The organism is Streptomyces phaeochromogenes (assembly GCF_001418655.1).
In the GTDB taxonomy this organism is placed as follows: domain Bacteria; phylum Actinomycetota; class Actinomycetes; order Streptomycetales; family Streptomycetaceae; genus Streptomyces; species Streptomyces phaeochromogenes.
On record NZ_LIQZ01000025.1, the window covers coordinates 22566 to 47893 of the forward strand.

21 protein-coding genes are annotated in these 25328 nt (G+C 68.9%); 17 read left to right on the top strand and 4 right to left on the bottom strand.

Features of this window, described 5'->3' with window-relative positions; all coding sequences use genetic code 11:
• Window positions 1–88 precede the first annotated feature (88 nt).
• The gene (locus tag AOK17_RS04190) at window positions 89–787 is read left to right on the top strand and encodes a demethylmenaquinone methyltransferase (RefSeq protein ID WP_055610913.1); all 699 of its coding nucleotides are present in this window, start codon (window positions 89–91) and stop codon (window positions 785–787) included.
• A 99-nt stretch (window positions 788–886) separates the two neighbouring features.
• Here the strand turns inward: AOK17_RS04190 and AOK17_RS04195 are convergent, their stop codons facing one another.
• Together AOK17_RS04195 and AOK17_RS04200 are read right to left on the bottom strand one after the other, a co-directional pair.
• Window positions 887–1225: a PASTA domain-containing protein gene (locus AOK17_RS04195; RefSeq protein WP_079052786.1), complete on the bottom strand. Its 339-nt coding sequence runs from the start codon at window positions 1223–1225 to the stop codon at window positions 887–889.
• 146 nt (window positions 1226–1371) lie between these two features.
• On the bottom strand, window positions 1372–1878 hold the full coding sequence (locus tag AOK17_RS04200) for a GNAT family N-acetyltransferase (RefSeq protein WP_055610915.1): 507 nt from the start codon (window positions 1876–1878) through the stop codon (window positions 1372–1374).
• A gap of 129 nt (window positions 1879–2007) precedes the next feature.
• Between AOK17_RS04200 and AOK17_RS04205 the strand changes: the two genes are divergently transcribed.
• Window positions 2008–3312, top strand: a complete 1305-nt coding sequence (locus tag AOK17_RS04205; RefSeq protein WP_055610916.1) for a geranylgeranyl reductase family protein — start codon at window positions 2008–2010, stop codon at window positions 3310–3312.
• A 122-nt stretch (window positions 3313–3434) separates the two neighbouring features.
• Here AOK17_RS04205 and AOK17_RS04210 read toward each other — a convergent pair whose 3' ends face one another.
• A complete protein-coding gene (locus tag AOK17_RS04210; RefSeq protein ID WP_063997158.1) occupies window positions 3435–4265 on the bottom strand; it encodes a C40 family peptidase in 831 nt (276 codons plus the stop codon).
• 777 nt (window positions 4266–5042) lie between these two features.
• On the opposite strand from AOK17_RS04210, the gene AOK17_RS04215 reads away from it, so the two are divergent.
• From AOK17_RS04215 to recQ, 15 genes are all read left to right on the top strand, one after another.
• Complete coding sequence (locus tag AOK17_RS04215; RefSeq protein ID WP_033319564.1) at window positions 5043–5402, top strand: NADH-quinone oxidoreductase subunit A; 360 nt, start codon at window positions 5043–5045, stop codon at window positions 5400–5402.
• A 66-nt stretch (window positions 5403–5468) separates the two neighbouring features.
• Window positions 5469–6023: a NuoB/complex I 20 kDa subunit family protein gene (locus AOK17_RS04220; protein WP_018528252.1), complete on the top strand. Its 555-nt coding sequence runs from the start codon at window positions 5469–5471 to the stop codon at window positions 6021–6023.
• Window positions 6020–6760, top strand: coding sequence for an NADH-quinone oxidoreductase subunit C (locus AOK17_RS04225; RefSeq protein ID WP_055610918.1), 741 nt, complete (start codon window positions 6020–6022; stop codon window positions 6758–6760). The genes AOK17_RS04220 and AOK17_RS04225 overlap by 4 nt, the downstream gene beginning before the upstream one ends.
• The gene (locus tag AOK17_RS04230; protein ID WP_055610919.1) at window positions 6757–8088 is read left to right on the top strand and encodes an NADH-quinone oxidoreductase subunit D; all 1332 of its coding nucleotides are present in this window, start codon (window positions 6757–6759) and stop codon (window positions 8086–8088) included. The genes AOK17_RS04225 and AOK17_RS04230 overlap by 4 nt, the downstream gene beginning before the upstream one ends.
• 29 nt (window positions 8089–8117) lie before the next feature.
• The gene (gene nuoE, locus AOK17_RS04235; RefSeq protein WP_055610932.1) at window positions 8118–8942 is read left to right on the top strand and encodes an NADH-quinone oxidoreductase subunit NuoE; all 825 of its coding nucleotides are present in this window, start codon (window positions 8118–8120) and stop codon (window positions 8940–8942) included.
• Window positions 8942–10324 carry an NADH-quinone oxidoreductase subunit NuoF gene (gene nuoF / locus AOK17_RS04240; protein WP_055610920.1) on the top strand — a complete coding sequence of 461 codons (1383 nt, stop codon included), beginning with the start codon at window positions 8942–8944 and terminating at the stop codon, window positions 10322–10324. Before nuoE ends, nuoF begins: the two co-directional genes overlap by 1 nt.
• Window positions 10321–12825, top strand: coding sequence for an NADH-quinone oxidoreductase subunit G (locus AOK17_RS04245; RefSeq protein ID WP_055610921.1), 2505 nt, complete (start codon window positions 10321–10323; stop codon window positions 12823–12825). The genes nuoF and AOK17_RS04245 overlap by 4 nt, the downstream gene beginning before the upstream one ends.
• A complete protein-coding gene (gene nuoH, locus AOK17_RS04250) occupies window positions 12822–14210 on the top strand; it encodes an NADH-quinone oxidoreductase subunit NuoH (protein WP_055610922.1) in 1389 nt (462 codons plus the stop codon). Before AOK17_RS04245 ends, nuoH begins: the two co-directional genes overlap by 4 nt.
• Window positions 14203–14805, top strand: a complete 603-nt coding sequence (gene nuoI / locus AOK17_RS04255; RefSeq protein ID WP_055610923.1) for an NADH-quinone oxidoreductase subunit NuoI — start codon at window positions 14203–14205, stop codon at window positions 14803–14805. The genes nuoH and nuoI overlap by 8 nt, the downstream gene beginning before the upstream one ends.
• Window positions 14802–15644 (top strand): NADH-quinone oxidoreductase subunit J, encoded by an 843-nt coding sequence (locus tag AOK17_RS04260; RefSeq protein WP_055610924.1) that lies wholly within the window; start codon window positions 14802–14804, stop codon window positions 15642–15644. The genes nuoI and AOK17_RS04260 overlap by 4 nt, the downstream gene beginning before the upstream one ends.
• Window positions 15641–15940 (top strand): NADH-quinone oxidoreductase subunit NuoK, encoded by a 300-nt coding sequence (nuoK, locus tag AOK17_RS04265; RefSeq protein WP_003974374.1) that lies wholly within the window; start codon window positions 15641–15643, stop codon window positions 15938–15940. Before AOK17_RS04260 ends, nuoK begins: the two co-directional genes overlap by 4 nt.
• A gap of 14 nt (window positions 15941–15954) precedes the next feature.
• Entirely contained in the window at window positions 15955–17850 is a 1896-nt protein-coding gene (gene nuoL, locus AOK17_RS04270; RefSeq protein WP_055610925.1) for an NADH-quinone oxidoreductase subunit L, read from the top strand.
• Between the two features lie 5 nt (window positions 17851–17855).
• A complete protein-coding gene (locus AOK17_RS04275; protein ID WP_055610926.1) occupies window positions 17856–19427 on the top strand; it encodes an NADH-quinone oxidoreductase subunit M in 1572 nt (523 codons plus the stop codon).
• Window positions 19424–21073 (top strand): NADH-quinone oxidoreductase subunit NuoN, encoded by a 1650-nt coding sequence (gene nuoN, locus AOK17_RS04280; RefSeq protein WP_055610927.1) that lies wholly within the window; start codon window positions 19424–19426, stop codon window positions 21071–21073. Before AOK17_RS04275 ends, nuoN begins: the two co-directional genes overlap by 4 nt.
• A 201-nt stretch (window positions 21074–21274) precedes the next feature.
• Complete coding sequence (recQ, locus tag AOK17_RS04285) at window positions 21275–23371, top strand: DNA helicase RecQ (protein WP_055610933.1); 2097 nt, start codon at window positions 21275–21277, stop codon at window positions 23369–23371.
• A 429-nt stretch (window positions 23372–23800) separates the two neighbouring features.
• On the opposite strand, the gene fahA is transcribed toward recQ, so the two are convergent.
• Window positions 23801–25084 (bottom strand): fumarylacetoacetase, encoded by a 1284-nt coding sequence (gene fahA / locus AOK17_RS04290; RefSeq protein WP_055610928.1) that lies wholly within the window; start codon window positions 25082–25084, stop codon window positions 23801–23803.
• Between the last annotated feature and the right edge of the window lie 244 nt (window positions 25085–25328).

Genomic DNA, 25328 nt, shown 5'->3' on the forward strand with positions numbered 1-25328 from the left:
CTTTCCCACGGGTCTCACGGCGGCGTTTTGACCGGCGTACGGGCCGGGTGCTGGAGAGTCACCCGGCCCGTACTGCCACAATGGGGGCGTGACCCGCGCATCCCTGAACAAGCAGCCGCACGAAGTCGCCTCGATGTTCGACGACGTGGCGGAACGCTACGACCTGACGAACGATGTCCTGTCGCTCGGCCAGGACCGGGTGTGGCGCAAGGAGGTCGCGAAGGCGGTCGACGCGCGGCCCGCGCAGAAGATCCTCGACCTCGCGGCAGGCACCGCCACCTCCTCGCTGCCGTTCGCGCGCACGGGTGCGTACGTCGTGCCGTGCGACTTCTCCCTCGGGATGCTGAAGGTCGGGAAGAAGAACCACCCCTGGCTGCCGCTCACCGCGGGCGACGCCACGAAGCTGCCGTTCAAGGACGACACCTTCGACGCGGTGACGATCTCCTTCGGCCTGCGGAACGTGCAGGACACGGACACCGCGCTGCGCGAGCTGTACCGGGTGACCAAGCCTGGCGGACGCGTCGTCATCTGCGAGTTCTCGCACCCGACCTGGGCGCCCTTCCGCACGGTCTACACCGAGTACCTGATGCGCGCCCTCCCGCCGGTGGCCCGCGCGGTCTCCTCCAACCCCGACGCGTACGTCTACCTCGCCGAGTCCATCCGCGACTGGCCCAACCAGCCGGCCCTCGCCGAACGTCTCACCAAGGCGGGTTGGTCGAAGGTGGCCTGGCGCAACCTGACGGGCGGAGTGGTGGCCCTGCACAGGGGCTACAAGCAAGCCCCGTGATCTATTAGGGGCGCGGGGAACTGCGCGGTCTTTTGGCTTTCAGGGCACGGGGAGCCTTCAGGGGCGCGGGGAACTGCGCAGTCCTTCGCCCGACACCACCTACCGCAGCACGGCAAACGGATCCCCCGGCTCATCGAGCTCCCGGTACAACCCTCCGGCCGGTGGCCCACCCCGTCGAGGCTCCCGCACGCCCGCCCCGCCACCGCCTTCCCCCTCGCCGAAGTCGAACCACACAGTGACGACCGCACCGCGAGCCACCTCGGACCCCGGCAACGGATACTGGCGTACGACGTAATCGACGACGGTCAGATGGAAGTCGGGCCGGTCGGGCGCGGCGAGCAGCACCCCACGCGCCTCGGCCGTCTCGCGCGCGTCCACGGCCATCAGACCGACGAGCCGCGGTACGCGCACTTCGGGTGTCTTGGGTGTTATGCGCACAGACGTCACCCCCAGCGGTACCGGCAGGGTAAGCCCTGCCGAGCCGTGCCGGAAGGTGTCGGAAAGCCCGGCCGAACGGCCCCGGCAGCCCCCGGAATCCGGGCGGGACCCGGACCGGAACGCGGCGGGAGCCTGGCCGGAAACCGTCAGAGAGCCAGTCGGTAGCAGTGCCCCAGCTGGTCCGACGTCTTCGTCGTGAACGTCTCGGCGAGTTCCATGCCGAGGCGTCTGGTCACCGCGATCGAGCGCTCGTTGCGGGAGTTCACCATGGCGACCACGCTGGGCACGCCCGTCGCGCGCACCCTCTCCAGGGTGATCCGCGCGGCCGCGGTGACGTACCCCTTGCCCCAGTGCTTGCGCCCGAGCCGCCAGCCGATCTCGATCTCGCCCTTCGGCCCCCACTCGCGCGGCCACGGCTGGGCGCCGGTGAAGCCGATGACCTGGCCCTCCTCGTCGAGCATGGTCCAGAAGCAGAATCCGTACTCGGCGTCGTGCCGGCGCTGCCGGGCGGTCAGCTCCTCGTAGAAGGACAGCTCGGCCGGCTTTCCGCCGTGGAACTCCATCACGTCCGGGTCGGCGAAGACCCGGTGCCAGGCGAACGCGTCCTCGTCGGTCGGGACGCGCAGGTGTACCACGGGGAGAGCTCGGTTCACGGGGCAGCCCTTCAGCCAGGTGATCAGTACCGCTGCATAGACTGCCCATGTCCCGTGCCCCTCAGCACGCGGATTTCGAGACTTCGCACTTCGAGACCTAGCGCCTTCGAGACTTGGGGAGAACCCGTCGTGACCGAGTCCCAGCCCCTCTCCGAACACACCGCCGATGTGATCGTCGTCGGGGCCGGGCCAGCCGGTTCCACCACCGCCTACTACTTGGCCAAGGCCGGACTGGACGTCCTGCTCCTCGAAAAGACCGCGTTCCCGCGGGAGAAGGTGTGCGGTGACGGGCTGACACCGCGCGCCACCAAACAGCTCGTCTCCATGGGAATCGACATCTCGGAGGAGGCGGGCTGGCTCCGGAACAAGGGGCTCCGCATCATCGGCGGAGGCGTCCGCCTCCAGCTGGACTGGCCGGATCTCGCCGCCTACCCCGACTACGGACTCGTACGGAAGCGGGACGACTTCGACGAGCAGCTGGCCCGGCAGGCGCAGAAGGCGGGCGCGCGGCTGCACGAGCGCTGCAATGTCGGTGCCCCGATCATCGACGACCGCACGGGCCGGATCACCGGCGTGCACGCGAAGCTCGGCGACGCCGACTCCAAGGAGAAGCGCGAGGTCACCTTCCACGCGCCCCTCGTGGTCGCCGCCGACGGCAACTCGACCCGGCTGTCGCTGGCGATGGGCCTGCACCGCCGCGAGGACCGTCCGATGGGCGTCGCGGTCCGTACGTACTTCACGTCCCCGCGCCACGACGACGACTATCTGGAGTCGTGGCTGGAACTGTGGGACAAGCGCGGCCCGGGCGAGGACCGGCTGCTGCCCGGCTACGGCTGGATCTTCGGCATGGGCGACGGCACGTCGAACGTGGGCCTGGGCGTCCTCAACACCACGTCCTCCTTCAAGGAGCTGGACTGGCGCGAGGTCCTCAAGGCCTGGTGTGCCTCGATGCCGGAGGACTGGGGCTACACCCCGGAGAACATGACGATCCCGATCCGGGGCGCGGCTCTCCCGATGGCCTTCAACCGCCAGCCCCACTACACGAAGGGCCTGTTGCTCGTCGGTGACGCGGGCGGCATGGTGAACCCCTTCAACGGCGAGGGCATCGCGTACGCCATGGAGTCCGGCCAGATCGCCGCCGACGTCATCGTCCAGGCGCACGCCCGCGCGACCCCCGCCCAGCGCGAACTCGCCCTCCAGCGCTACCCGAAGGTCCTCAAGGACACCTACGGCGGCTACTACACGCTGGGCCGCGCCTTCGTGAAGCTCATCGGCAACCCGAAGGTCATGAAGATCGCCACGCAGCGGGGTCTCACGCACCCCATTCTGATGAAGTTCACGCTGAAGATGCTGGCCAACCTGACCGACCCGACGGGCGGCGACGCGATGGACCGCATCATCAACGGCCTCTCCAAGGTGGCCCCGAAGGCCTAGCTACGGGTGGGGCCGCTGAGGCACGGCTGAGGGCCGCTCCCCGTGGTGGGGGAGCGGCCCTTCAATGTGCGTGGCCGGGGCCCGGAGAAGCCCGGTCAGGGGCCGGGAAGGCGTGACCGAGGTCAGAGGACGCGTACCGCGCCGCTCGCCGGGTAGCCCGACAGGTCCTGGATGACGACACCCTTCGAGGGGTTCGCGGCGTCCAGGTACTGGCCGCCACCGATGTAGACACCCGTGTGGTACGCCGAGCCCGCGCCACCCCAGTACAGGATGTCGCCGACCTGGATGTTGGACAGCGAGACCGGGGTGCCGGACACGGACTGGTCCTGGGAGACGCGCGGCAGGTCCACGCCGACCTGCTTGAACGCGGCCTGTACCAGGCTGGAGCAGTCCCACGCGTTGGGGCCGGTGGCGCCCATGACGTAGGCGTCGCCGAGCTGCGCCTTGAGGAAGTTGATGACCGTGCCGACGTTGCCGCTCGCGGGGGCGGGGACGTCACTGTCGGCCGACGTCGAGGTGAGCGTGGTCCGCGCGGAGGACCGGTTGGCGCGCTCGGCGGCGGCCTTGCGGGCGTCCTCGGCCTTCTGCTTGGCCTCCGCCTTCTTCTTGGCGTCGGCGAGGTCGGCCTTGGCCTGCTTGGCGGCCTTGGCGGCGGCGGCGTCGCGCTCGGCGCGCAGCTGGTAGTCGGCCGCGGCCTGCTGGGTGACCTCCGCGGACTCGGCGACCTGGGCGGTCATGTCGGCCGTGAGCGTGGGCAGCTCGATGGTCTGGGTCACCGGCTCGGCAGCGTTCGCCGATCCGGCCGCACCGGCCACTGCCAGGGTGCTGAGGACGCCACCGGCAACTCCGGCGCGCATCGCGAGCGCCGAGCTGCTGCGAGGCCGGGGTTTCCGGTGGCTGCGTATGTGAGCGGTGTGGGACATAGGGACAACCGGTATCAGGGGCTCCTCCATACCTTCAAGAAACGTGTGGTGCGCCACAGTTGTTCAATGGGCCGTCCGAATCCCGGGCGTGGCGTTCCTTATTGACGCCGTAACGGGCATTGCGGACACTGCCCGCGAAGCCTGTGATCACGGCCTTTCAGCGTTACGCCCGAATTGCCCGCGACCTACCACTCGTTGGAGCGGTTGGCCAAGCCCGGTTGTTTCCCGGCCGTTACCAATGTGACGCAGGTCACGGAACGGCTGCCCCTGTGGCGGTGTCGCGCGCGTGAGACGGGGGAGCCGTGGAGGTCGGGCCGGCGACCCGTTCCGCTCGTGAACGGATGCACGCGCGACGCACGCGGCCGGGTCGTCCACACCGGGCACTCCAACTCCCCCCGAAGTGTGAACGAGTTCCTCTATCAAGCACCGATGTCCAACACCAATTTGCCTTGGATCTCGCGGCCTTGATAGTGCGCCGAAGCCCGGACCAGCGACGACGGGCGAAAATGTCACCTCTGGTGATCACTCGGACGCTTCTCGTACGAAGATCGGCACTCATCCGACTTCATGATCCTTCGCTGGGTGGTGGAGATCACAAAGACGTTGTCGTACCCCGTGTCGCAGATCACAGACCCACAGGCATAAGATGCGGGGCAGTTGGGCTTGTGACCTGCTTCACATGTACGCGATCTTCGTGGAGCCGCACGGAGCTCGTGGACCTCATGAGGTTCATGGGGCGTGCGAGGCAGGGAGCGACGCCTGATGCAACCGCCAGCAGTCAATGCCGACTGAGAGGAGCGAGGAGCGGTGAACGCGTATGCGCCCATCCTCGTACTGGGAGCCCTCGGAGCAGGCTTTGCGATCTTCTCCGTGGTCATGGCCACGCTTATCGGTCCAAAGCGATACAACCGGGCCAAGCTCGAAGCCTACGAGTGCGGTATCGAGCCGACCCCCACGCCGGCAGGCGGCGGGCGGTTCCCCATCAAGTACTACCTGACGGCGATGCTCTTCATCATTTTCGATATCGAGATCGTCTTCCTCTATCCCTGGGCCGTCACGTTCGACGCACTCGGGGTTTTCGGGCTCGTGGAGATGCTGCTCTTCGTGCTCACCGTCTTCGTCGCGTACGCGTACGTGTGGCGGCGAGGCGGCCTGGAATGGGACTGAAACCCGCATGGGACTGACCCCCGCAAGGGACTGAGCCCCGTATAGGGGACAGAGGAGCCACTGAGCATGGGACTCGAAGAAAAGCTGCCGAGCGGCTTCCTGCTGACCACCGTCGAGCAGGCCGCGGGATGGGTGCGCAAGTCGTCCGTCTTCCCCGCCACGTTCGGCCTCGCCTGCTGCGCCATCGAGATGATGACGACGGGCGCGGGCCGCTACGACCTGGCGCGCTTCGGCATGGAGGTCTTCCGCGGCTCGCCGCGCCAGGCCGACCTGATGATCGTCGCCGGACGCGTCAGCCAGAAGATGGCGCCGGTCCTGAGGCAGGTCTACGACCAGATGCCGAACCCCAAGTGGGTGATCTCCATGGGGGTTTGCGCCTCGTCGGGCGGCATGTTCAACAACTACGCGATCGTGCAGGGCGTCGACCACATCGTTCCTGTCGACATCTATCTGCCCGGCTGTCCGCCCCGGCCCGAGATGCTGATGGACGCGATTCTCAAGCTCCACCAGAAGATCCAGTCCTCGAAGCTCGGCGTGAACGCCGAGGAGGCGGCCCGCGAGGCGGAGGAAGCGGCGCTCAAGGCGCTCCCCACCATCGAGATGAAGGGCCTGCTGCGGTGAGCGACGCGAACGGCAACGGGGTGAACCCCGAGAAGGACCTCGGCGCCTCCAACCTCCCGGGCCAGCGCGGCGACGGCGGCGAGGAGATCCGCGTCCAGCGCGGCATGTTCGGCGCCAACAACGGCGGGGACACCTCCGGCTACGGCGGCCTGGTCCGCTCGGTCCGGCTGCCGGGACCGGCCTCCCGCCCGTACGGCGGCTGGTTCGACGAGGTCGCCGACGAGCTCGAAGGCGCCCTGGAGGAACAGGGTCTCGTCCCCGAGAACGCGATCGAGAAGACGATCGTCGACCGCGACGAGATGACCTTCCACATCGACCGCGAGCACCTGCTCCAGGTCGCCCAGACCCTGCGCGACGACCCGGCCCTGCGCTTCGAGCTCTGCACCGGAGTGAGCGGAGTCCACTACCCGCAGGACAAGGGCCGCGAGCTGCACGCCGTCTACCACCTGCGCTCGATCACCCACAACCGGCTGATCCGCCTGGAGGTCAGCGCCCCGGACAGCGAACCGCGCATCCCGTCCCTCGTCACGGTCTATCCGACGAACGACTGGCACGAGCGCGAGACGTACGACTTCTTCGGCATCGTCTTCGAGGGCCACCCGGCACTCACGCGGATCATGATGCCGGACGACTGGCAGGGCTTTCCGCAGCGCAAGGACTATCCCCTCGGCGGCATCCCCGTCGAGTACAAGGGCGCCCAGATCCCGGCTCCGGACCAGCGGAGGTCGTACTCATGAGCACGTCGCACGCATCTGCCGCCTCGGCGCGCGAGACCACCGAGGGCACCGTCTACACGGTCACCGGCGGCGACTGGGACGAGGTCGTCCAGACCGCGGCCAAGGCCGACGACGAGCGCATCGTCGTCAACATGGGCCCCCAGCACCCGTCCACGCACGGTGTGCTCCGGCTCATCCTGGAGATCGACGGCGAGACGGTCACCGAGGCCCGCTGCGGCATCGGCTATCTGCACACCGGCATCGAGAAGAACCTCGAATTCCGTACGTGGACACAGGGCACGACCTTCGTGACGCGCATGGACTACCTGACGTCGTTCTTCAACGAGACCGCGTACTGCCTGGCCGTCGAGAAGCTCCTCGGCATCGAGGACCAGATCCCGGACCGCGCCACGATCATCCGGGTGCTCCTGATGGAGCTGAACCGGCTCTCCTCGCACCTGGTGTGCATCGCCACCGGCGGCATGGAGCTCGGCGCCACCACGATCATGATCTACGGCTTCCGTGACCGTGAGCTCATCCTCGACATCTACGAGCTGATCACCGGCCTGCGCATGAACCACGCGTACATCCGGCCCGGCGGCCTCGCCCAGGACCTGCCGCCCGGCGCGGTGGACCAGATCCGCGAGTTCGTGAAGAAGATGCAGAAGAACCTTCCCGAGTACGACAAGCTCGCCACCGGGAACCCCATCTTCAAGGCCCGTATGCAGGGCATCGGCCATCTCGACCTGGCCGGCTGCATGGCCCTCGGCGCCACGGGCCCGGTCCTCCGCTCGGCCGGCCTGCCGCACGACCTGCGCAAGGCGCAGCCGTACTGCGGCTACGAGACGTACGACTTCGACGTCCCGACCACCGACACCTGCGACGCGTACGGGCGCTTCCTGATCCGTCTCGAAGAGATGCGCCAGTCGCTGCGGATCGTCGAGCAGTGCCTGGACCGGCTGCAGCCCGGCCCGGTCATGGTCACCGACAAGAAGATCGCCTGGCCCGCCCAGCTCGCGCTCGGCCCCGACGGACTCGGCAACTCGCTCGACCACATCAAGCAGATCATGGGCACCTCCATGGAGGCCCTGATCCACCACTTCAAGCTGGTGACCGAGGGGTTCCGCGTGCCGCCGGGACAGGCGTACGCGGCCGTCGAGTCGCCCAAGGGCGAACTCGGGGTGCACGCCGTGTCCGACGGAGGCACCCGCCCCTACCGGGTCCACTACCGGGACCCGTCCTTCACCAATCTGCAGGCCATGGCGGCGATGTGCGAGGGCGGCCAGATCGCCGACGTCATCGTCGCCGTCGCGTCCATCGACCCCGTGATGGGAGGCGTCGACCGGTGACCACGACCCCCGAGGGCGTCAGCCTGGGCATGCCCCAACTGCCCGCGCCCGACTACCCGGACGACGTTCGAGCCAGGCTGGAGGCGGACGCGCGCGAGATCATCGCCCGCTACCCGGACTCCCGGTCCGCCCTCCTGCCGTTGCTGCATCTCGTGCAGTCGGAGGAGGGCCATGTCACGCGCACCGGACAGCGGTTCTGCGCGGAGATGCTCGACCTGACCACGGCCGAGGTCACCGCCGTCGCGACCTTCTACTCGATGTACCGGCGCAAGCCGAGCGGTGACTACCAGGTGGGCGTCTGCACCAACACCCTGTGCGCGGTCATGGGCGGCGACGCGATCTTCGAGTCCCTGCAGGACCACCTCGGTGTCGGCAACGGCGAGACCACCGGTGACGGCAAGGTCACCCTGGAGCACATCGAGTGCAACGCGGCCTGTGACTTCGCGCCGGTCGTGATGGTCAACTGGGAGTTCTTCGACAACCAGACCGTGGCGAGCGCGAAGCGCCTCGTCGACGACCTGCGCGCGGGAACACAGGTCGAGCCGACGCGCGGTGCCCCCCTGTGCACGTTCAAGGACACCGCCCGCATCCTGGCGGGCTTCCCCGACGAGCGTGAGGGCGCGGTAGAGGCGAGCGGCGGCGCGGGCCCCGCCTCGCTGATCGGCCTCCGGCTGGCCAAGGGGGAGACGGGCCCCGCGCGCGTGGTGCATCCGCGAGGGTCCGGCGCTCCCCAGGACGAGCCGCCGCACGACCCGTCCCCGTCCGAGCACCTCAGTTCGCACGACGCACCGCAGGACACGTCGGCCTCCGACCCGTCCCACCCGGCCGGGCCCGCTGCCGAGGAGGGGGAGTGATGACCTTGTCCACTCAATACGGGGGCACCTCCCAGCCGGAGACCGGCGGAGAAACGAGCCCCGAGAAGCTGCTCTCACCGGTGCTGTCCGCCTTCTGGGACGAGGACAAGTCCTGGTCGCTGGACGTGTACCGGAGGCACGACGGGTACGAGGGCCTGCGCAAGGCGCTCGCGATGTCGCCGGACGACCTCATCGCGTATGTGAAGGACTCCGGTCTGCGCGGCCGTGGCGGCGCGGGATTCCCCACCGGAATGAAGTGGCAGTTCATTCCCCAGGGTGATGGAAAGCCTCACTATCTAGTTGTCAACGCCGACGAATCAGAGCCGGGCACTTGTAAGGACATCCCGCTTCTCTTCGCGAACCCGCACAGCCTCATTGAGGGCATTGTCATCGCCTGTTATGCGATCCGGTCGTCGCATGCCTTCATTTATCTTCGCGGTGAAGTCGTCCCCGTGCTCAGGCGGTTGCACGAGGCCGTCCGCGAGGCCTATGCGGCGGGCTACCTCGGCGAGAACATCCTGGGCAGCGGACTGGATCTCCAGCTCACCGTGCACGCGGGCGCGGGCGCGTACATCTGCGGTGAGGAGACCGCGCTGCTCGACTCGCTCGAAGGCCGCCGTGGACAGCCGCGACTTCGTCCCCCTTTCCCTGCCGTCGCGGGCCTCTATGCCTGTCCGACTGTTGTGAACAACGTCGAGTCCATCGCGTCGGTTCCCGCGATTCTCCACAAGGGCAAAGAATGGTTCCGGTCGATGGGAAGCGAGAAGTCCCCGGGCTTCACGCTCTACTCCCTCAGCGGCCATGTCACCAGCCCCGGCCAGTACGAGGCCCCGCTCGGCATCACACTCCGTCAGCTCCTCGACATGAGCGGCGGCATCCGGAAGGGACACCGCCTCAAGTTCTGGACGCCGGGCGGCTCCTCGACCCCGATGTTCACCGACGAGCACCTCGACGTCCCTCTTGACTACGAAGGAGTGGGCGCCGCGGGTTCCATGCTCGGCACAAAAGCACTCCAGTGCTTCGACGAGACGACCTGTGTCGTCCGTGCCGTCACGCGGTGGACCGAGTTCTACGCCCACGAGTCCTGCGGCAAGTGCACGCCCTGCCGCGAAGGGACGTACTGGCTCGTGCAGTTGCTGCGCGACATCGAGGCCGGCAAGGGCGTCATGTCCGACCTCGACAAGCTGAACGACATCGCCGACAACATCAACGGCAAGTCCTTCTGCGCCCTCGGCGACGGTGCCGCCTCGCCGATCTTCTCCTCGCTCAAGTACTTCCGCGCGGAGTACGAGGAGCACATCAACGGCCGGGGCTGCCCCTTCGACCCCGCCAAGTCGACGGCCTGGGCCGACAAGGAAAAGCACACGGAGGTGAACGCATGACGGTAACCACGAGCGCTCCCTCCGGAGGCGGGGAGGCTGCGGTTCCGCCGGAGGATCTCGTCTCGCTGACCATCGACGGCGTCGAGATCAGCGTGCCCAAGGGCACCCTGGTCATCCGCGCGGCCGAACAGCTCGGCATCGAGATCCCCCGCTTCTGCGACCATCCGCTCCTCGACCCGGCCGGCGCCTGCCGTCAGTGCATCGTCGAGGTCGAGGGCCAGCGCAAGCCCATGGCGTCCTGCACGATCACCTGCACGGACGGGATGGTCGTCAAGACCCACCTCACCTCTCCTGTCGCCGAGAAGGCCCAGAAGGGTGTGATGGAGCTCCTGCTCATCAACCACCCGCTGGACTGCCCGGTCTGCGACAAGGGCGGCGAGTGCCCCCTGCAGAACCAGGCCATGTCGCACGGCTACTCCGAGTCCCGCTTCGAGGGCAAGAAGCGCACGTACGAGAAGCCCGTCCCGATCTCCGCCCAGGTGCTGCTGGACCGCGAGCGGTGTGTGCTGTGCGCCCGCTGCACCCGGTTCTCCAACCAGATCGCGGGCGACCCGATGATCGAGCTGATCGAGCGGGGCGCGCTCCAGCAGGTCGGCACCGGTGAGGGCGACCCCTTCGAGTCGTACTTCTCCGGGAACACGATCCAGATCTGCCCGGTCGGCGCGCTGACCTCGGCGGCGTACCGCTTCCGCTCCCGGCCGTTCGACCTCGTCTCGTCGCACTCGGTGTGCGAGCACTGCTCCGGCGGCTGCGCGACCCGCACCGACCACCGGCGCGGCAAGGTCATGCGGCGCCTCGCCTCCCCGGACCCCGAGGTCAACGAGGAGTGGCTCTGCGACAAGGGGCGGTTCGGCTTCCGGTACGCCCAGCAGCGGGACCGGCTGCAGACGCCCCTGGTACGCGGCGAGTCCGGTGAGCTGGAGCCCGCTTCCTGGCCGGAGGCCCTGGAGGCCGCGGCACAGGGGCTGCTTGCCGCCCGCTCCCGGGCCGGTGTCCTGACCGGCGGCCGGCTGACCGTCGAGGACGCCTACGCGTACAGCAAGTTCGCGCGCGTGGCCCTCGACACGAACGACATCGACTTCCGCGCGCGCGTGCACAGCGGCGAGGAGGCCGACTTCCTGGCCGCCCGGGTCGCCGGACGCGGACGGGACCTCGACGGTACGGGCGTCACGTACACCGCACTGGAGAAGGCCCCCGCCGTCCTGCTCGCCGGATTCGAGTCCGAGGAGGAGGCGCCCGGTGTCTTCCTGAGGCTGCGCAAGGCCTGGCGGGGACACGGGCAGAAGACCTTCTCACTGGCCACTCACGCCACCCGCGGCCTGGACAAGGCGGGCGGCACGCTGCTGCCGGCCGCCCCCGGCACCGAGACCGAGTGGCTGGACGCGCTCGCCTCCGGGGCCGGCCTGGAGGGCGACGGGGCGAAGGCCGCCGAGGCGCTGCGCACCGAGGGCGCCGTGATCGTCGTCGGCGAGCGGCTGGCCGCCGTGGCCGGCGGCCTCACCGCCGCCGTCCGGGCCTCCACCGCGACCGGCGCCCAGCTGGTGTGGATCCCGCGCCGGGCCGGGGAGCGCGGCGCGATCGAGGCGGGGGCGCTGCCCTCGCTGCTGCCCGGCGGACGCCCGGCCACCGACCCGCGCGCGCGGGACGAGGTCACGCTGGCCTGGGGAATCGCCTCGCTGCCGCACCGCCACGGCCGCGACACCGGACAGATCGTCGAGGCCGCCGCCACCGGGGAGCTCTCCGCACTCGTCGTCGCGGGCGTGGAGGTCGCCGACCTTCCCGATCCGGCACGCGCGCGTGAAGCACTTTCCGCGGTGGGCTTCCTGGTGTCGCTCGAACTGCGCCCCAGTGAGGTCACCGGGCTCGCGGACGTCGTCTTCCCGGTGGCCGCGGTCGCCGAGAAGGCGGGCACCTTCCTCAACTGGGAAGGCCGCGTACGCCTCTTCGAGTCCGCGCTCAAGCCCGAGCAGATGACCCGCCGGGTGTCGCCCACCGACGGGCGCGTCCTGCAGATGCTGGCCGACGCCATGGACGTACACCTGGGGCTGCCGGACCTGCGCACCGCGCGCGTGGAGCTGGACTCGCTCGGCACCTGGGACGGGGCGCGGGCCACCGAACCCGTGGAGACCGCGGCCGTGCTGCCGCGGCCTGCCGCGGGGGAGGCCGTGCTCGCCGGGCACCGGTTGCTGCTCGACCAGGGCCGTCTCCAGGAGGGCGACGAGGCACTCGCCGGGACGCGGCATGCCGCACACGCGCGCGTGTCGGCCGCCACGGCCGCCGAGGCGGGCGTCAAGAACGGCGACCTGCTCGCCGTGACCGGCCCCTCCGGAGTGGTCGAACTTCCGCTGCAGATCACGGAGATGCCCGACCGCGTGGTCTGGCTCCCGCTGAACTCCGCCGGGGGAGGCGTCGCCTCGGACACGGGCGCGCTGCCCGGCGCACTCGTCCGCATCGGCCCGGCGACGCTCGCCGCCGAGACCCCCAAGGAGGTGGAGGCATGACCGGAAACCTCGCCGCGCCCGTGTACCTGGCCGCGGAGGACCTCTCCATGTTCGGCCGCGACCCCTGGTGGCTCGTCGTCATCAAGGCGGTCTTCTGCTTCGCCTTCCTGATGATCACCGTGCTGTTCTCCATCGTGTGGGAGCGCAAGGTCGTCGCCTGGATGCAGCTGCGCATCGGCCCCAACCGGCACGGCCCCTGGGGCATGCTCCAGTCGCTCGCCGACGGCATCAAGCTGATGCTCAAGGAAGACCTGATCGTCAAGCGCGCCGACAAGGTCGTCTACATCCTGGCGCCCATCGTGGCCGCGATCCCGGCCTTCATGGCGATCGCCGTGATCCCCTTCGGGCCGGCCGACAACCAGATCTCGATCTTCGGCCAGCGCACCACGATGCAGCTCACCGACCTCCCGATCGCGATGCTCTACATCCTCGCGGTCGCCTCGGTGGGCATCTACGGGATCGTGCTCGCGGGCTGGTCCTCCGGGTCGACGTATCCGCTCCTCGGCGGCCTGCGCTCCTGCGCGCAGATGATCTCGTACGAGATCGCCATGGGCGCCGCGTTCGCGTCGGTGTTCCTGTACTCCGGCTCGATGTCGACCTCGGAGATCGTCGCCCAGCAGCAGGACCGCTGGTACATCATCCTGCTGCCGGTGTCGTTCCTGATCTACATCGTGACGATGGTCGGCGAGACCAACCGCGCCCCCTTCGACATGCCGGAGTCCGAGGGCGACCTGGTCGGCGGCTTCAACACCGAGTACTCGTCCATCAAGTTCGCGCTGTTCATGCTCGCCGAGTACGTGAACATGGTGACCGTCTCGGCGGTCTCCGTGACGCTCTTCCTGGGCGGCTGGCGGGCTCCCTGGCCGGTCAGCACCTTCTGGGAGGGCGCGAACCACGGCTGGTGGCCGATGCTCTGGTTCGTCATCAAGGTGCAGCTGCTGCTGTTCTTCTTCATCTGGCTGCGCGGCACGCTGCCCCGCGTCCGCTACGACCAGCTGATGAAGCTCGGCTGGAAGGTCCTCATTCCGGTCTCCGTGGTCTGGCTGATGTGCGTCGCGACCGTACGGACCCTGCGGAACGAGAACTACGACTTCGCCGACATCGCCCTGTACGTGGCGGGCGCGGTCCTTGTCCTGCTGTTGCTGTCCTTCATCGCCGACATGTACCGCGACCGGAAGGACGCCCAGGAGACGCCGGAAGAACCCGTTGCCTTCGACCCGATGGCGGGCGGATTCCCCGTACCGCCGCTGCCCGGACAGGAGCTGCCGCCGGTGCCCCGGCGACGCCCGCGCCGGGAGCGGGAGTTGATTGTCAGTGGTGGCGTGAATACTGACAGTGACGGAACCGATGGACCTCGTGACGGAAAGGAGGCGTCCGATGGCTGATGAGCAGAAGGAGACCAAACCCGGTTTCCAGAATCCCGTCGCAGGCTTCGGCGTGACCTTCAAGGCCATGTTCAAGAAGCGGCTGACCGAGCAGTATCCGGAACAGCAGAAGACCACCGCCCCGCGGTTCCACGGCCGGCACCAGCTCAACCGCCATCCGGACGGCCTGGAGAAGTGCATCGGCTGCGAGCTGTGTGCCTGGGCCTGTCCCGCGGACGCCATCTATGTGGAGGGCGCGGAGAACACCGAGGAGGAGCGCTACTCCCCGGGCGAGCGGTACGGCCGCGTCTACCAGATCAACTACGCCCGCTGCATCCTGTGCGGCCTGTGCATCGAGGCGTGCCCCACGCGCGCGCTGACGATGACCAACGAGTTCGAGCTGGCCGACAGCAGCCGCGCCAACCTCATCTACACCAAGGAGCAGCTGCTCGCCGGTCTTGAGGAGGGCATGGTCGAGTCACCGCACTCGATCTTCCCGGGCATGGACGAGGGCGACTACTACCGGGGCCTGGTCACGGAGGCCGCCCCCGGCACGGTGCCCCAGGTGGCCGTCTCCAAGGGAGAGAAGCCCGAGGAAGAGGGGGCGGACGCATGAGCGCGCAACTCGCCGCCCACTCCACCTCCCTCGCGGCCTACTCGACGTCCACCGGCGAGGCCTTCCAGTTCTGGATCCTCGGCACCGTCGCCGTGATCGGCGCCCTGTGCACCGTCTTCATGAAGAAGGCCGTGCACAGCGCGCTCTGCCTCGCCGGGACCATGATCATCCTGGCGGTGTTCTACCTCGCCAACGGCGCCTACTTCCTGGGCATCGTCCAGGTCGTCGTCTACACCGGCGCGATCATGATGCTGTTCCTCTTCGTGGTCATGCTCGTCGGTGTCACCGCGGCCGACTCCCTGAAGGAGACCATCAAGGGCCAGCGCTGGCTGGCCCTCCTGTGCGGCCTCGGCTTCGGGATCCTGCTCTGCGCGGGCATCGGCAACGCGTCGCTGTCGGAGTTCAACGGCCTGGCCCAGGCCAACTCCGGTGGCAACGTGGAGGGTCTGGCGGCCCTGATCTTCACGAAGTACGTCTTCGCCTTCGAGATCACCGGCGCCCTGCTCATCACGGCCGCCGTCGGCGCCATGGTGCTCACCCACCGCGAGCGCACCGAACGGGCCAAGACCCAGCGCGAACTGGCCGAGGAGCGCGTGCGGGCGAACAAGCAACTCCCGCCCCTGCCCGCCCCCGGCGTCTACGCCCGGCACAACGCGGTGGACATCGCCGGCCTCCTGCCGGACGGCACCCCGTCCGAGCTCACGGTCATCAAGACACTGCGTGACCGCGGCCAGATCCGTGACGTGTCGAACGAGGCGATCAAGGACCTCAAGGCGCTGGAGCAGCGCTCCGAGGAGCGGCTCGGCCGCGAAGAGCGGGAAGAGGAGGCCGCGAAGTGAACCCCGTCAACTACCTCTACCTCGCCGCCCTGTTGTTCACGATCGGCGCCACCGGCGTCCTGATCAGGCGTAACGCGATCGTGGTGTTCATGTGCATCGAGCTGATGCTCAACGCCTGCAACCTCGCGTTCGTCGCCTTCTCCCGGATGCACGGCAATCTCGACGGCCAGATCATCGCCTTCTTCACGATGGTCGTCGCCGCCGCGGAGGTCGTGGTCGGGCTCGCGATCATCGTGTCGCTGTTCCGTTCCCGCCACTCGGCCTCGGTCGACGACGCCAGCCTGATGAAGCTGTAAGGGGTCGCTGAATCGTGGAGAACCTGATTGCGCTGCTTGTGGCGGCGCCTCTGCTCGGAGCGGCCGTACTGCTGTGCGGCGGCCGGCGACTGGACGCCGTCGGCCACCTGATCGGTACGGCTCTCGCGTCCGTCTCCTTCGTGATCGGCGCGATCCTCTTCGCCGACATGCTGGGGAAGGACGCCGAACACCGGGCCATGGCCCAGCACCTGTTCAGCTGGATCCCCGTAGAGGGCTTCCAGGCTGACGTGGCCTTCCAGCTCGACCAGTTGTCGATGACGTTCGTGCTGCTGATCACGGGCGTCGGCTCGCTGATCCACCTGTACTCGATCGGGTACATGGAGCACGACGAGCGGCGCCGCCGCTTCTTCGGCTATCTGAACCTGTTCCTCGCGGCGATGCTGCTGCTCGTCCTCGCGGACAACTACCTGCTGCTGTACGTCGGCTGGGAGGGCGTCGGCCTCGCCTCGTACCTCCTGATCGGCTTCTGGCAGCACAAGCCCAGCGCCGCCACCGCCGCGAAGAAGGCCTTCCTGGTCAACCGCGTCGGCGACATGGGCCTGTCGATCGCGATCATGCTGATGTTCACCACCTTCGGGACCTTCGCCTTCGGGCCGGTCCTGGAGGCCACCGGTGAGACCGGCGAGGGCAAGCTGACCGCCATCGCCCTGATGCTGCTGCTCGCCGCCTGCGGCAAGTCCGCCCAGGTGCCGCTGCAGTCCTGGCTCGGGGACGCGATGGAGGGCCCGACCCCGGTCTCGGCCCTCATCCACGCCGCGACCATGGTGACCGCGGGCGTGTACCTGATCGTCCGCTCCGCCGACATCTTCAACGCGGCGCCGGATGCCCAGCTCGTGACCACCGTGGTCGGAGCGGTCACGCTCCTCTTCGGTGCGATCGTCGGTTGCGCCAAGGACGACATCAAGAAGGCGCTCGCCGGTTCGACGATGTCGCAGATCGGCTACATGATCCTCGCGGCGGGCCTCGGCCCCATCGGCTACGTCTTCGCGATCATGCACCTGGTGACGCACGGCTTCTTCAAGGCCGGGCTCTTCCTCGGCGCCGGTTCGGTCATGCACGGCATGAACGACGAGGTCGACATGAGGAAGTACGGCGGCCTCAGGAAGTACATGCCGGTCACCTTCGTGACGTTCGGTCTCGGTTACCTGGCCATCATCGGCTTCCCGGGCCTGTCCGGCTTCTTCTCCAAGGACAAGATCATCGAGGCGGCCTTCGCCAAGGGCGGCACCGAGGGCTGGATCCTCGGCAGCGTGGCCCTGCTCGGCGCGGCCATCACCGCGTACTACATGACGCGCGTGATGCTGATGACCTTCTTCGGAGAGAAGCGCTGGCAGCCCGACGAGAACGGCCACGAGCCGCACCCGCACGAGTCCCCCAGGTCCATGACGATCCCGATGATCGTGCTGGCCTTCGGATCGGTCTTCGCGGGCGGGTTCTTCAGCATCGGCGACCGCTTCGTGCACTGGCTGGAGCCCGTCACCGAGCACGCGCACGGCCACCCGCCGGTCAGCGCGACGACGGTCACGCTCGCCACCATGGTCGTGCTCGTCATCGGCGTCGCTCTCGCCTACGTCCAGTACGGGCGCCGTCCCGTCCCGGTGGTCGCCCCGCGCGGCTCCGTGCTCACCCGGGCCGCCCGGCGCGACCTCCTCCAGGACGACTTCAACCACGTCGTCCTCGTACGCGGCGGAGAGCACCTCACGCGCTCCCTCGTGTACGTCGACCACACCCTGGTCGACGGGGTCGTCAACGGCACGGCGGCCTCGATGGGCGGCCTCTCCGGACGGCTCCGCAAGCTGCAGAACGGCTATGCGCGGTCGTACGCGGTCTCCATGTTCGGCGGTGCTGCGATCCTCATCGCCGCGACCCTGTTGATGAGGGCGGTCTGATACCGATGTCCTTTCCTCTGCTGACAGCGACGGCGGTGCTCCCGGCGATCGGGGCCATCGCCACGGCCGCCGTGCCGGCCGCGCGCCGCACCGCCGCCAAGTGGCTGGCGCTGACCGTCTCGCTCGCCACCCTGGTACTCGCCCTGGTCGTCCTGATCCGCTTCGACCCGGACGGCGACCGGTACCAGCTCACCGAATCGCACGCCTGGATCGCGGACTTCGGGGTGCGGTACGAACTGGGCGTGGACGGCATCGGGGTGGCGCTCCTCGCGCTGACCGCGCTGCTGATCCCGTTCGTGATCCTCGCGGGCTGGCACGACGCCGACCCGCTGGAGACCAACAGCAGCCGCTGGCGGCCGACCCAGGGTTTCTTCGCCCTGATCCTCGCCGTCGAGGCGATGGTGATCATCTCCTTCGAGGCCACCGACGTCTTCCTCTTCTACATCTTCTTCGAAGCCATGCTTATCCCGATGTACTTCCTCATCGGCGGCTTCGGAGACCGTGCCCACGCGGGCTCGGACGAGCACGCGGCGGCCCAGCGTTCGTACGCCGCGGTGAAGTTCCTCCTCTACAACCTGGTCGGCGGCCTGATCATGCTGGCCGCCGTGATCGGTCTCTACGTAGTGGCGGGAAACTTCTCGCTCCAGGCGATCGCCGAGGCCCGGGCCAACGGCACGCTGGACATGGCGACCAACACCGAGCGATGGCTGTTCCTGGGCTTCTTCTTCGCCTTCGCGGTGAAGGCGCCCCTGTGGCCGCTGCACACCTGGCTGCCCAACGCGATGGGGGAGGCCACCGCCCCGGTCGCCGTCCTGATCACGGCGGTGGTCGACAAGGTCGGCACCTTCGCGATGCTCCGCTTCTGCCTCCAGCTCTTCCCGGAGGCCTCGAAGTGGGCGACGCCGGTCATCCTCGTACTCGCCCTGATCAGCATCATCTACGGGGCGCTGCTCGCGGTCGGCCAGCGCGACATCAAGCGGCTGGTGGCGTACGCGTCGATCTCCCACTTCGGGTTCATCATCATGGGCATCTTCGCCATGACGAGCCAGGGCCAGTCGGGCGCGACGCTCTACATGGTCAACCACGGGATCTCGACCGCCGCACTGATGCTGGTGGCCGGCTTCCTGATCTCGCGGCGCGGCTCGCGTCTGATCGCCGACTACGGAGGGGTGCAGAAAGTCGCGCCGGTGCTCGCCGGCACCTTCCTGATCGGCAGTCTCGCGACGCTGTCCCTGCCGGGGCTCGCGCCGTTCGTGAGTGAGTTCCTGGTCCTGGTCGGCACGTTCACGCGCTACCCGGCCATCGGGATCATCGCCACCTTCGGCATCGTCCTCGCCGCGCTCTACACGCTCGTGCTCTATCAGCGGACGATGACCGGCCCGGTGAAGCCCGAGGTCTCCGCGATGCCCGACCTCCGGGTGCGGGAACTCGTGGTGGTCACCCCGCTGATCGCCCTGCTGATCTTCCTCGGCGTCTACCCGAAGCCGATCACCGACATCGTCAACCCGGCGGTCAAGCAGACCATGTCCGACGTACAGAAGAAGGACCCCCAGCCCGAGGTGGAGGCGGCCCCGTGAGCGCTACAGCCGTCCACAGCCTGTGGACAATGGCGGCCGACCCGATCGACAAGATCGACGCGCCGAAGATCGAATACGGGCAACTGTCGCCCACCCTGATCGTCATCGGTGCGGCGATCATCGGGATCCTGGTCGAGGCATTCGTGCCCCGGAAGTCCCGCTACTACGTCCAGTTGTTCGTGTCCGTCGTCGCCCTCGCCGCGGCCTTCGCCGCGGTCGTGGGACTCGCGGCGGGCGGATACGGCACCACGAAGGCCGGTATCGCCGCGATGGGCGCCATCGCGGTCGACGGGCCCGCGCTGTTCCTGCAGGGCACGATCCTGCTGGCCGGTGTGCTCGGCGTGTTCACGTTCGCCGAGCGGCGTCTCGACCCGGTGGCGCACGGAAACCGCGTCGACTCCTTCGCCGCGCAGGCCGCGTCCGTGCCGGGCAGCGACAGCGAACAGGCCGCGGTCAAGGCCGGGTTCACCACCACCGAGGTGTTCCCGCTGCTGCTCTTCGCGATCGGCGGCATGCTCGTCTTCCCGTCGGCGAACGACCTGCTGACGCTGTTCATCGCCCTGGAAGTCTTCTCGCTGCCGCTCTACCTGCTCTGTGCCGTGGCCCGCCGCAAGCGGATCATGTCGCAGGAGGCCGCGGTCAAGTACTTCCTGCTCGGCGCCTTCGCCTCCGCGTTCACCCTCTTCGGCATCGCCCTGCTGTACGGCTACGCCGGTTCGGTGTCGTACGCGACGATCGCGCAGGTCGTCGACGGCACCATCGGGACGGTGAACCCGGCACTCGCCGACACCATGGGCAACGACGCGCTGCTGCTCATCGGCGCCGCGATGGTCGTCATGGGCCTGCTCTTCAAGGTCGGCGCCGTGCCGTTCCACATGTGGACCCCGGACGTCTACCAGGGCGCGCCGACCCCGGTCACCGGCTTCATGGCCGCCGCGACCAAGGTGGCCGCCTTCGGCGCGCTGCTGCGGCTGCTGTACGTCGTGCTGCCGGGCCTGCGCTGGGACTGGCGGCCGGTGATGATGGGCGTCGCGGTCGTCACCATGCTGGGCGGCGCGATCGTCGCGATCACCCAGACCGACATCAAGCGGCTCCTCGCGTACTCGTCGATCGCGCACGCGGGATTCATCCTCGCGGGTGTCATCGCGACCACGCCGGACGGCGTCTCGTCGGTGCTCTTCTACCTGGGCGCGTACTCGTTCGTGACGATCGGCGCGTTCGCGGTGGTCACTCTCGTGCGGGACGCGGGCGGCGAGGCCACGCACCTGTCCAAGTGGGCCGGTCTCGGACGCAGGTCACCGCTGGTGGCGGCCGTGTTCGCGGTCTTCCTGCTGGCCTTCGCGGGCATCCCGCTGACCTCCGGCTTCGCCGGGAAGTTCGCCGTGTTCAAGGCGGCGGCGGAGGGCGGCGCGGGCGCGCTGGTCGTGGTCGGTGTGATCTCGTCGGCCATCGCGGCGTTCTTCTACATCCGCGTGATCGTGCTGATGTTCTTCAGCGAGCCGCGTCCGGAGGGACCGACGGTCGCCGTGCCGTCGCCGCTCACGATGACGGCGATCGGGGTGGGTGTGGCGGTCACGCTGGTACTGGGTGTGGCGCCGCAGTACTTCCTCGACCTGGCTGGCCAGGCGGGCGTCTTCGTTCGCTGACCTGGTGTTCTTCGGGCCCCGGTTCCTTTGGGAGCCGGGGCCCGAAGTGTTTTCGGGTGCGGGGCGACCGACGTATGACGGACGCATGACGGACGTATTCGGCAGAACCTTCGGCGCAGCCTGTGGATAACTCTGAGGCTGTCGGTGCGGACCCCTATCGTGGAGGCAGTGGTCGAGGCACGACGTACGGGGGACGGGACGATGGGCGGGACGGGTGTGATGACAGAGGTGGCGGAGAGCGAAGCGCTCGGCACGCTCCACCGGGTCTTCGGTTACGAGGCCTTCCGAGGCGAGCAGGAAGCCGTCATCGAGCATGTGGTGAGCGGAGGGGACGCGGTCGTCCTCATGCCCACGGGCGGCGGAAAGTCGCTCTGCTACCAGATTCCGGCCCTGGTCAGACCGGGCACGGGCGTGGTGGTCTCACCCCTCATCGCACTGATGCAGGACCAGGTGGACGCGCTGCGGGCGCTCGGCGTGCGCGCCGGGTTCATGAACTCCACGCAGGACTTCTCCGAGCGGCGCACCGTCGAGGCCGAGTTCCTCGCGGGCGAGCTCGACGTGATCTACCTCGCGCCGGAGCGGCTGCGTCTGGAGTCCACGCTCGACCTCCTCAAGCGCGGCAAGATCTCCGTCTTCGCGATCGACGAGGCGCACTGCGTATCGCAGTGGGGCCACGACTTCCGCCCCGACTATCTGTCGCTCTCCCTGCTCGGCGAGCGCTGGCCCGACGTACCGCGGATCGCGCTGACCGCGACGGCCACGCACGCCACGCACAAGGAGATCACCCAGCGCCTGGGCATGCCGGACGCCCGTCACTTCGTGGCGAGCTTCGACCGGCCCAACATCCAGTACCGGATCGTGCCGAAGGCCGACCCGAAGAAGCAGCTCCTGTCCTTCCTGAAGGAGGAGCACGCGGGCGACGCGGGCATCGTGTACTGCCTGTCGCGCAACTCGGTCGAGAAGACGGCCGAGTTCCTCGCCCGCAACGGCGTCGCGGCGGTGCCGTACCACGCGGGTCTGGACTCCGGAACGCGCGCCGCCCACCAGTCGCGGTTCCTGCGCGAGGACGGCCTGGTGGTGTGCGCGACCATCGCCTTCGGCATGGGCATCGACAAGCCGGACGTCCGGTTCGTCGCCCACCTCGACCTGCCGAAGTCGGTCGAGGGCTACTACCAGGAGACGGGCCGCGCCGGCCGCGACGGACTGCCGTCCACGGCATGGATGGCCTACGGCCTGAACGACGTCATACAACAGCGCAAGATGATCCAGTCGAGCGAGGGCGACGAGGCGTTCCGGCGCCGGGCGGCCTCCCATCTCGACGCGATGCTCGCGCTGTGCGAGACGGCCCAGTGCCGGCGCGGTCAGCTGCTCGCCTACTTCGGCCAGGACCCGGGGGCCCCGGCCTGCGGGAACTGCGACACATGCCTGCTCCCGCCCGAGACCTGGGACGGCACGGTCGCGGCCCAGAAGGTGCTGTCCACCGTGGTGCGGCTGCAGCGTGAGCGGGGGCAGAAGTTCGGGGCGATCCAGATCGTCGACATCCTGCTCGGGCGCAGGAGCGCCAAGGTCATCCAGTTCGACCACGACCAGCTGTCCGTGTTCGGCATCGGTGAGGAGCTGGCCGAGGGCGAATGGCGCGGTGTCGTCCGGCAGTTGCTGGCCCAGGGGCTCCTCGCGGTCGAGGGTGAGTACGGCACGCTGGTGCTGACCGAGGCGAGCGGGACCGTGCTGCGGCGCGAGCGGGAGGTGCCGCTGCGCAAGGAGCCGCCGAAGCCGGTGGCTTCCCGTTCCTCGTCCTCCTCGTCCGGCTCCGGCCGGAGCGAGCGCAAGGCCAAGGCGGCAGCCGCGGCGGCCGAGCTTTCTCCGGCGCTGCTCCCCGCCTTCGAGGCCCTGCGCGCCTGGCGTGCCGGTCAGGCCAAGGAGCAGGGCGTCCCGGCGTACGTCATCTTCCACGACGCCACGCTGCGGGAGATCGCCACGGTGTGGCCCGGCTCCGTCTCGGAGCTGGGCGGGATCAGCGGGATCGGCGAGAAGAAGCTTGTGACGTACGGGGAGGGTGTGATCGGGGTGCTTGCTTCCCTGGAGCGGCCTTCCGGCTCTGACTCCGGCTCTGACTCCGGCTCGGGCTCCGGCTCTGGTTCGGGCTCCGGTTCCGGTTCGGGCTCTGGCTCTGGGCGAGCGGGGGGTTCGGGAAGGGGCGAGGGGGCGGTTCCGGCGCCTCGGAGCGACGGGGACCCCGGGTTCTACTGGCCCGACATGGACGAGGGGCCGGAGCCGGAGCCCGAGGACTGGATGTAGGTCCAGGGCCGGCTACCGGCCGGGTTCGGTTTCGGCCGGGCTCGGTCCGGTTCGGCCTGCCGGGCGGTGCGATGTGCGCTTCTGCACCGCCCAGGGCCTGGCCGCACACGTCAGAGCGTGCGTGAGGCGTACGCCCTGACGTCCGTGTCCGCCTGCCCGTCCGCGTCCGTCGTGGTCGTGGCGAGGGCGGCCGGGGCGGCTGCGGGCTGCCCTCGCCGTCCGGCCCCCACGCAGCCAACCATCCAGCCAGTCGGTCAGCCGCCCAGGCCACTAGCCACCCAGGTCACTGGCCGTCCCGGCAACCAGCTGCCCAGGCAACCAGCTGCCCAGGCGGCGGACGGCCGACGGCAGCCTGGGCGGCGGGTGGACGTGCGACGGACCGGTGACGGCGGGCGGCCGGTCGACGGGTGGCCGGTCGGTGGGTGGCGGCTACGCGCCCGGCGTGATCCGTCCCGTCACCTCGCCCAGGCCCACCCGGGTTCCGTCCGGTCCCGGTGCCCATGCGGTCAGGGTTACGACGTCGCCGTCCTCCAGGAACGTCCGCTTGCCGTCCGGCAGTTCGAGGGTGTCGCGCCCGTTCCAGGTCAGCTCCAGGAGCGAGCCCCGCTGGTCGTCCGAGGCTCCGCTCACGGTGCCCGACCCGTACAGATCGCCCGTGCGCAGCGACGCGCCGTTCACCGTCATGTGGGCCAGCTGCTGGGCGGCCGTCCAGTACATCGTCGAGAAGGGAGGCTCGGAGACGACATGGCCGTTGACGGCGACGGAGATGCGCAGGTCATAGCCGCCGGGGTCCTCCGAGGCGTCGTCGGTGTCGTCCAGATACGGCAGCAGCGGATGCGTACGTGTCGGGGGCGCGACCCGGGCGTCGTCCAGGGCGTCGAGCGGTGTGATCCAGGCCGACACCGAGGTGGCGAAGGACTTGCCGAGGAACGGGCCGAGGGGGACGTACTCCCAGGCCTGAAGGTCGCGGGCGGACCAGTCGTTGAGGAGGCAGAGCCCGAAGACGTGGTCGCGGAAGTCGCTCAGCGGGACGGCCGTGCCCATCGCGGAGGGCGTGCCGACCACGAAGCCGACCTCCGCCTCGATGTCCAGCTTGACGGACGGCCCGAAGACCGGCGCCGGGTCGGCCGGGGACTTGCGCTGGCCCGAGGGGCGTACGACCTCGGTCCCGGAGACCACGACGGTGCCCGACCTGCCGTGGTAACCGATCGGCAGATGCTTCCAGTTGGGGGTGAGGGAGTCCTCGGCGTCGGGGCGGAAGATCTGGCCGACGTTACGGGCGTGGTTCTCGGAGGCGTAGAAGTCGACGTAGTCGGCGACCTCGAAGGGGAGGTGGAGCGTCACCTCGGAGAGCGGGTGCAGCAGGGGTGCGATCGTCTCGCGGTGGGCCGGCACCGTCACCCACGCAGTGATCGCGCGCCGCACGTCGGACCACGCCGTGCGGCCGGCCGCGAGCAGTGGGTTCAGCGAGGGACGGGCGAGCAGCGCGGCGTACGGGGAGCCGAGTTCCACGGCTGCGGCCCCCGCGTCCAGCACATGGTCGCCCAGCCGAACGCCCACGCTCCGCCGGCCGGAGCCGCTGCCGGAGCCGCTGCCGGAGCCGCCGTCGGAGGCGCTGTTGGATCCGCTGTCGGGCCCGCCAAGGGAGAACACGCCGTACGGAAGATTGTGCGGGCCGAAGGGATCGCCCTCGGTGACATCGAAGGGGGGCATCGGGTGCTGCCTCGCTTTCCGTGTGGGTGCAGCACACGTTACGGGGGAGTTGCCGCTCTTGGGCAGTGTCTAAAGAGTTCGCAATGTCCGATTAAGGGCGGGGTCGGAGTAGTTGATTCCGGCTTAGCGTCCTTTCGGGGGACGCGGACGGGGTGGGTCCGGGTCCGGTAGAGGGGGACACGTGGGGGGACCCGTGGCCAGACGTTTCACAGGCGTGCCGTTCGGCGCGGACCGGGATGTTCCG

Coding starts and splice junctions, on each gene's coding strand:
- AOK17_RS04210 (WP_063997158.1), bottom strand. CDS start 4,265: ATGGAGGAGCCCCTGATACCGGTTGTCCCTATGTCCCACACCGCTCAC.
- AOK17_RS04220 (WP_018528252.1), top strand. CDS start 5,469: ATGGGACTCGAAGAAAAGCTGCCGAGCGGCTTCCTGCTGACCACCGTC.
- AOK17_RS04230 (WP_055610919.1), top strand. CDS start 6,757: ATGAGCACGTCGCACGCATCTGCCGCCTCGGCGCGCGAGACCACCGAG.
- nuoE (WP_055610932.1), top strand. CDS start 8,118: ATGCCCCAACTGCCCGCGCCCGACTACCCGGACGACGTTCGAGCCAGG.
- nuoF (WP_055610920.1), top strand. CDS start 8,942: ATGACCTTGTCCACTCAATACGGGGGCACCTCCCAGCCGGAGACCGGC.
- AOK17_RS04245 (WP_055610921.1), top strand. CDS start 10,321: ATGACGGTAACCACGAGCGCTCCCTCCGGAGGCGGGGAGGCTGCGGTT.
- nuoH (WP_055610922.1), top strand. CDS start 12,822: ATGACCGGAAACCTCGCCGCGCCCGTGTACCTGGCCGCGGAGGACCTC.
- nuoI (WP_055610923.1), top strand. CDS start 14,203: ATGGCTGATGAGCAGAAGGAGACCAAACCCGGTTTCCAGAATCCCGTC.
- AOK17_RS04260 (WP_055610924.1), top strand. CDS start 14,802: ATGAGCGCGCAACTCGCCGCCCACTCCACCTCCCTCGCGGCCTACTCG.
- AOK17_RS04275 (WP_055610926.1), top strand. CDS start 17,856: ATGTCCTTTCCTCTGCTGACAGCGACGGCGGTGCTCCCGGCGATCGGG.
- recQ (WP_055610933.1), top strand. CDS start 21,275: ATGGGCGGGACGGGTGTGATGACAGAGGTGGCGGAGAGCGAAGCGCTC.
- fahA (WP_055610928.1), bottom strand. CDS start 25,084: ATGCCCCCCTTCGATGTCACCGAGGGCGATCCCTTCGGCCCGCACAAT.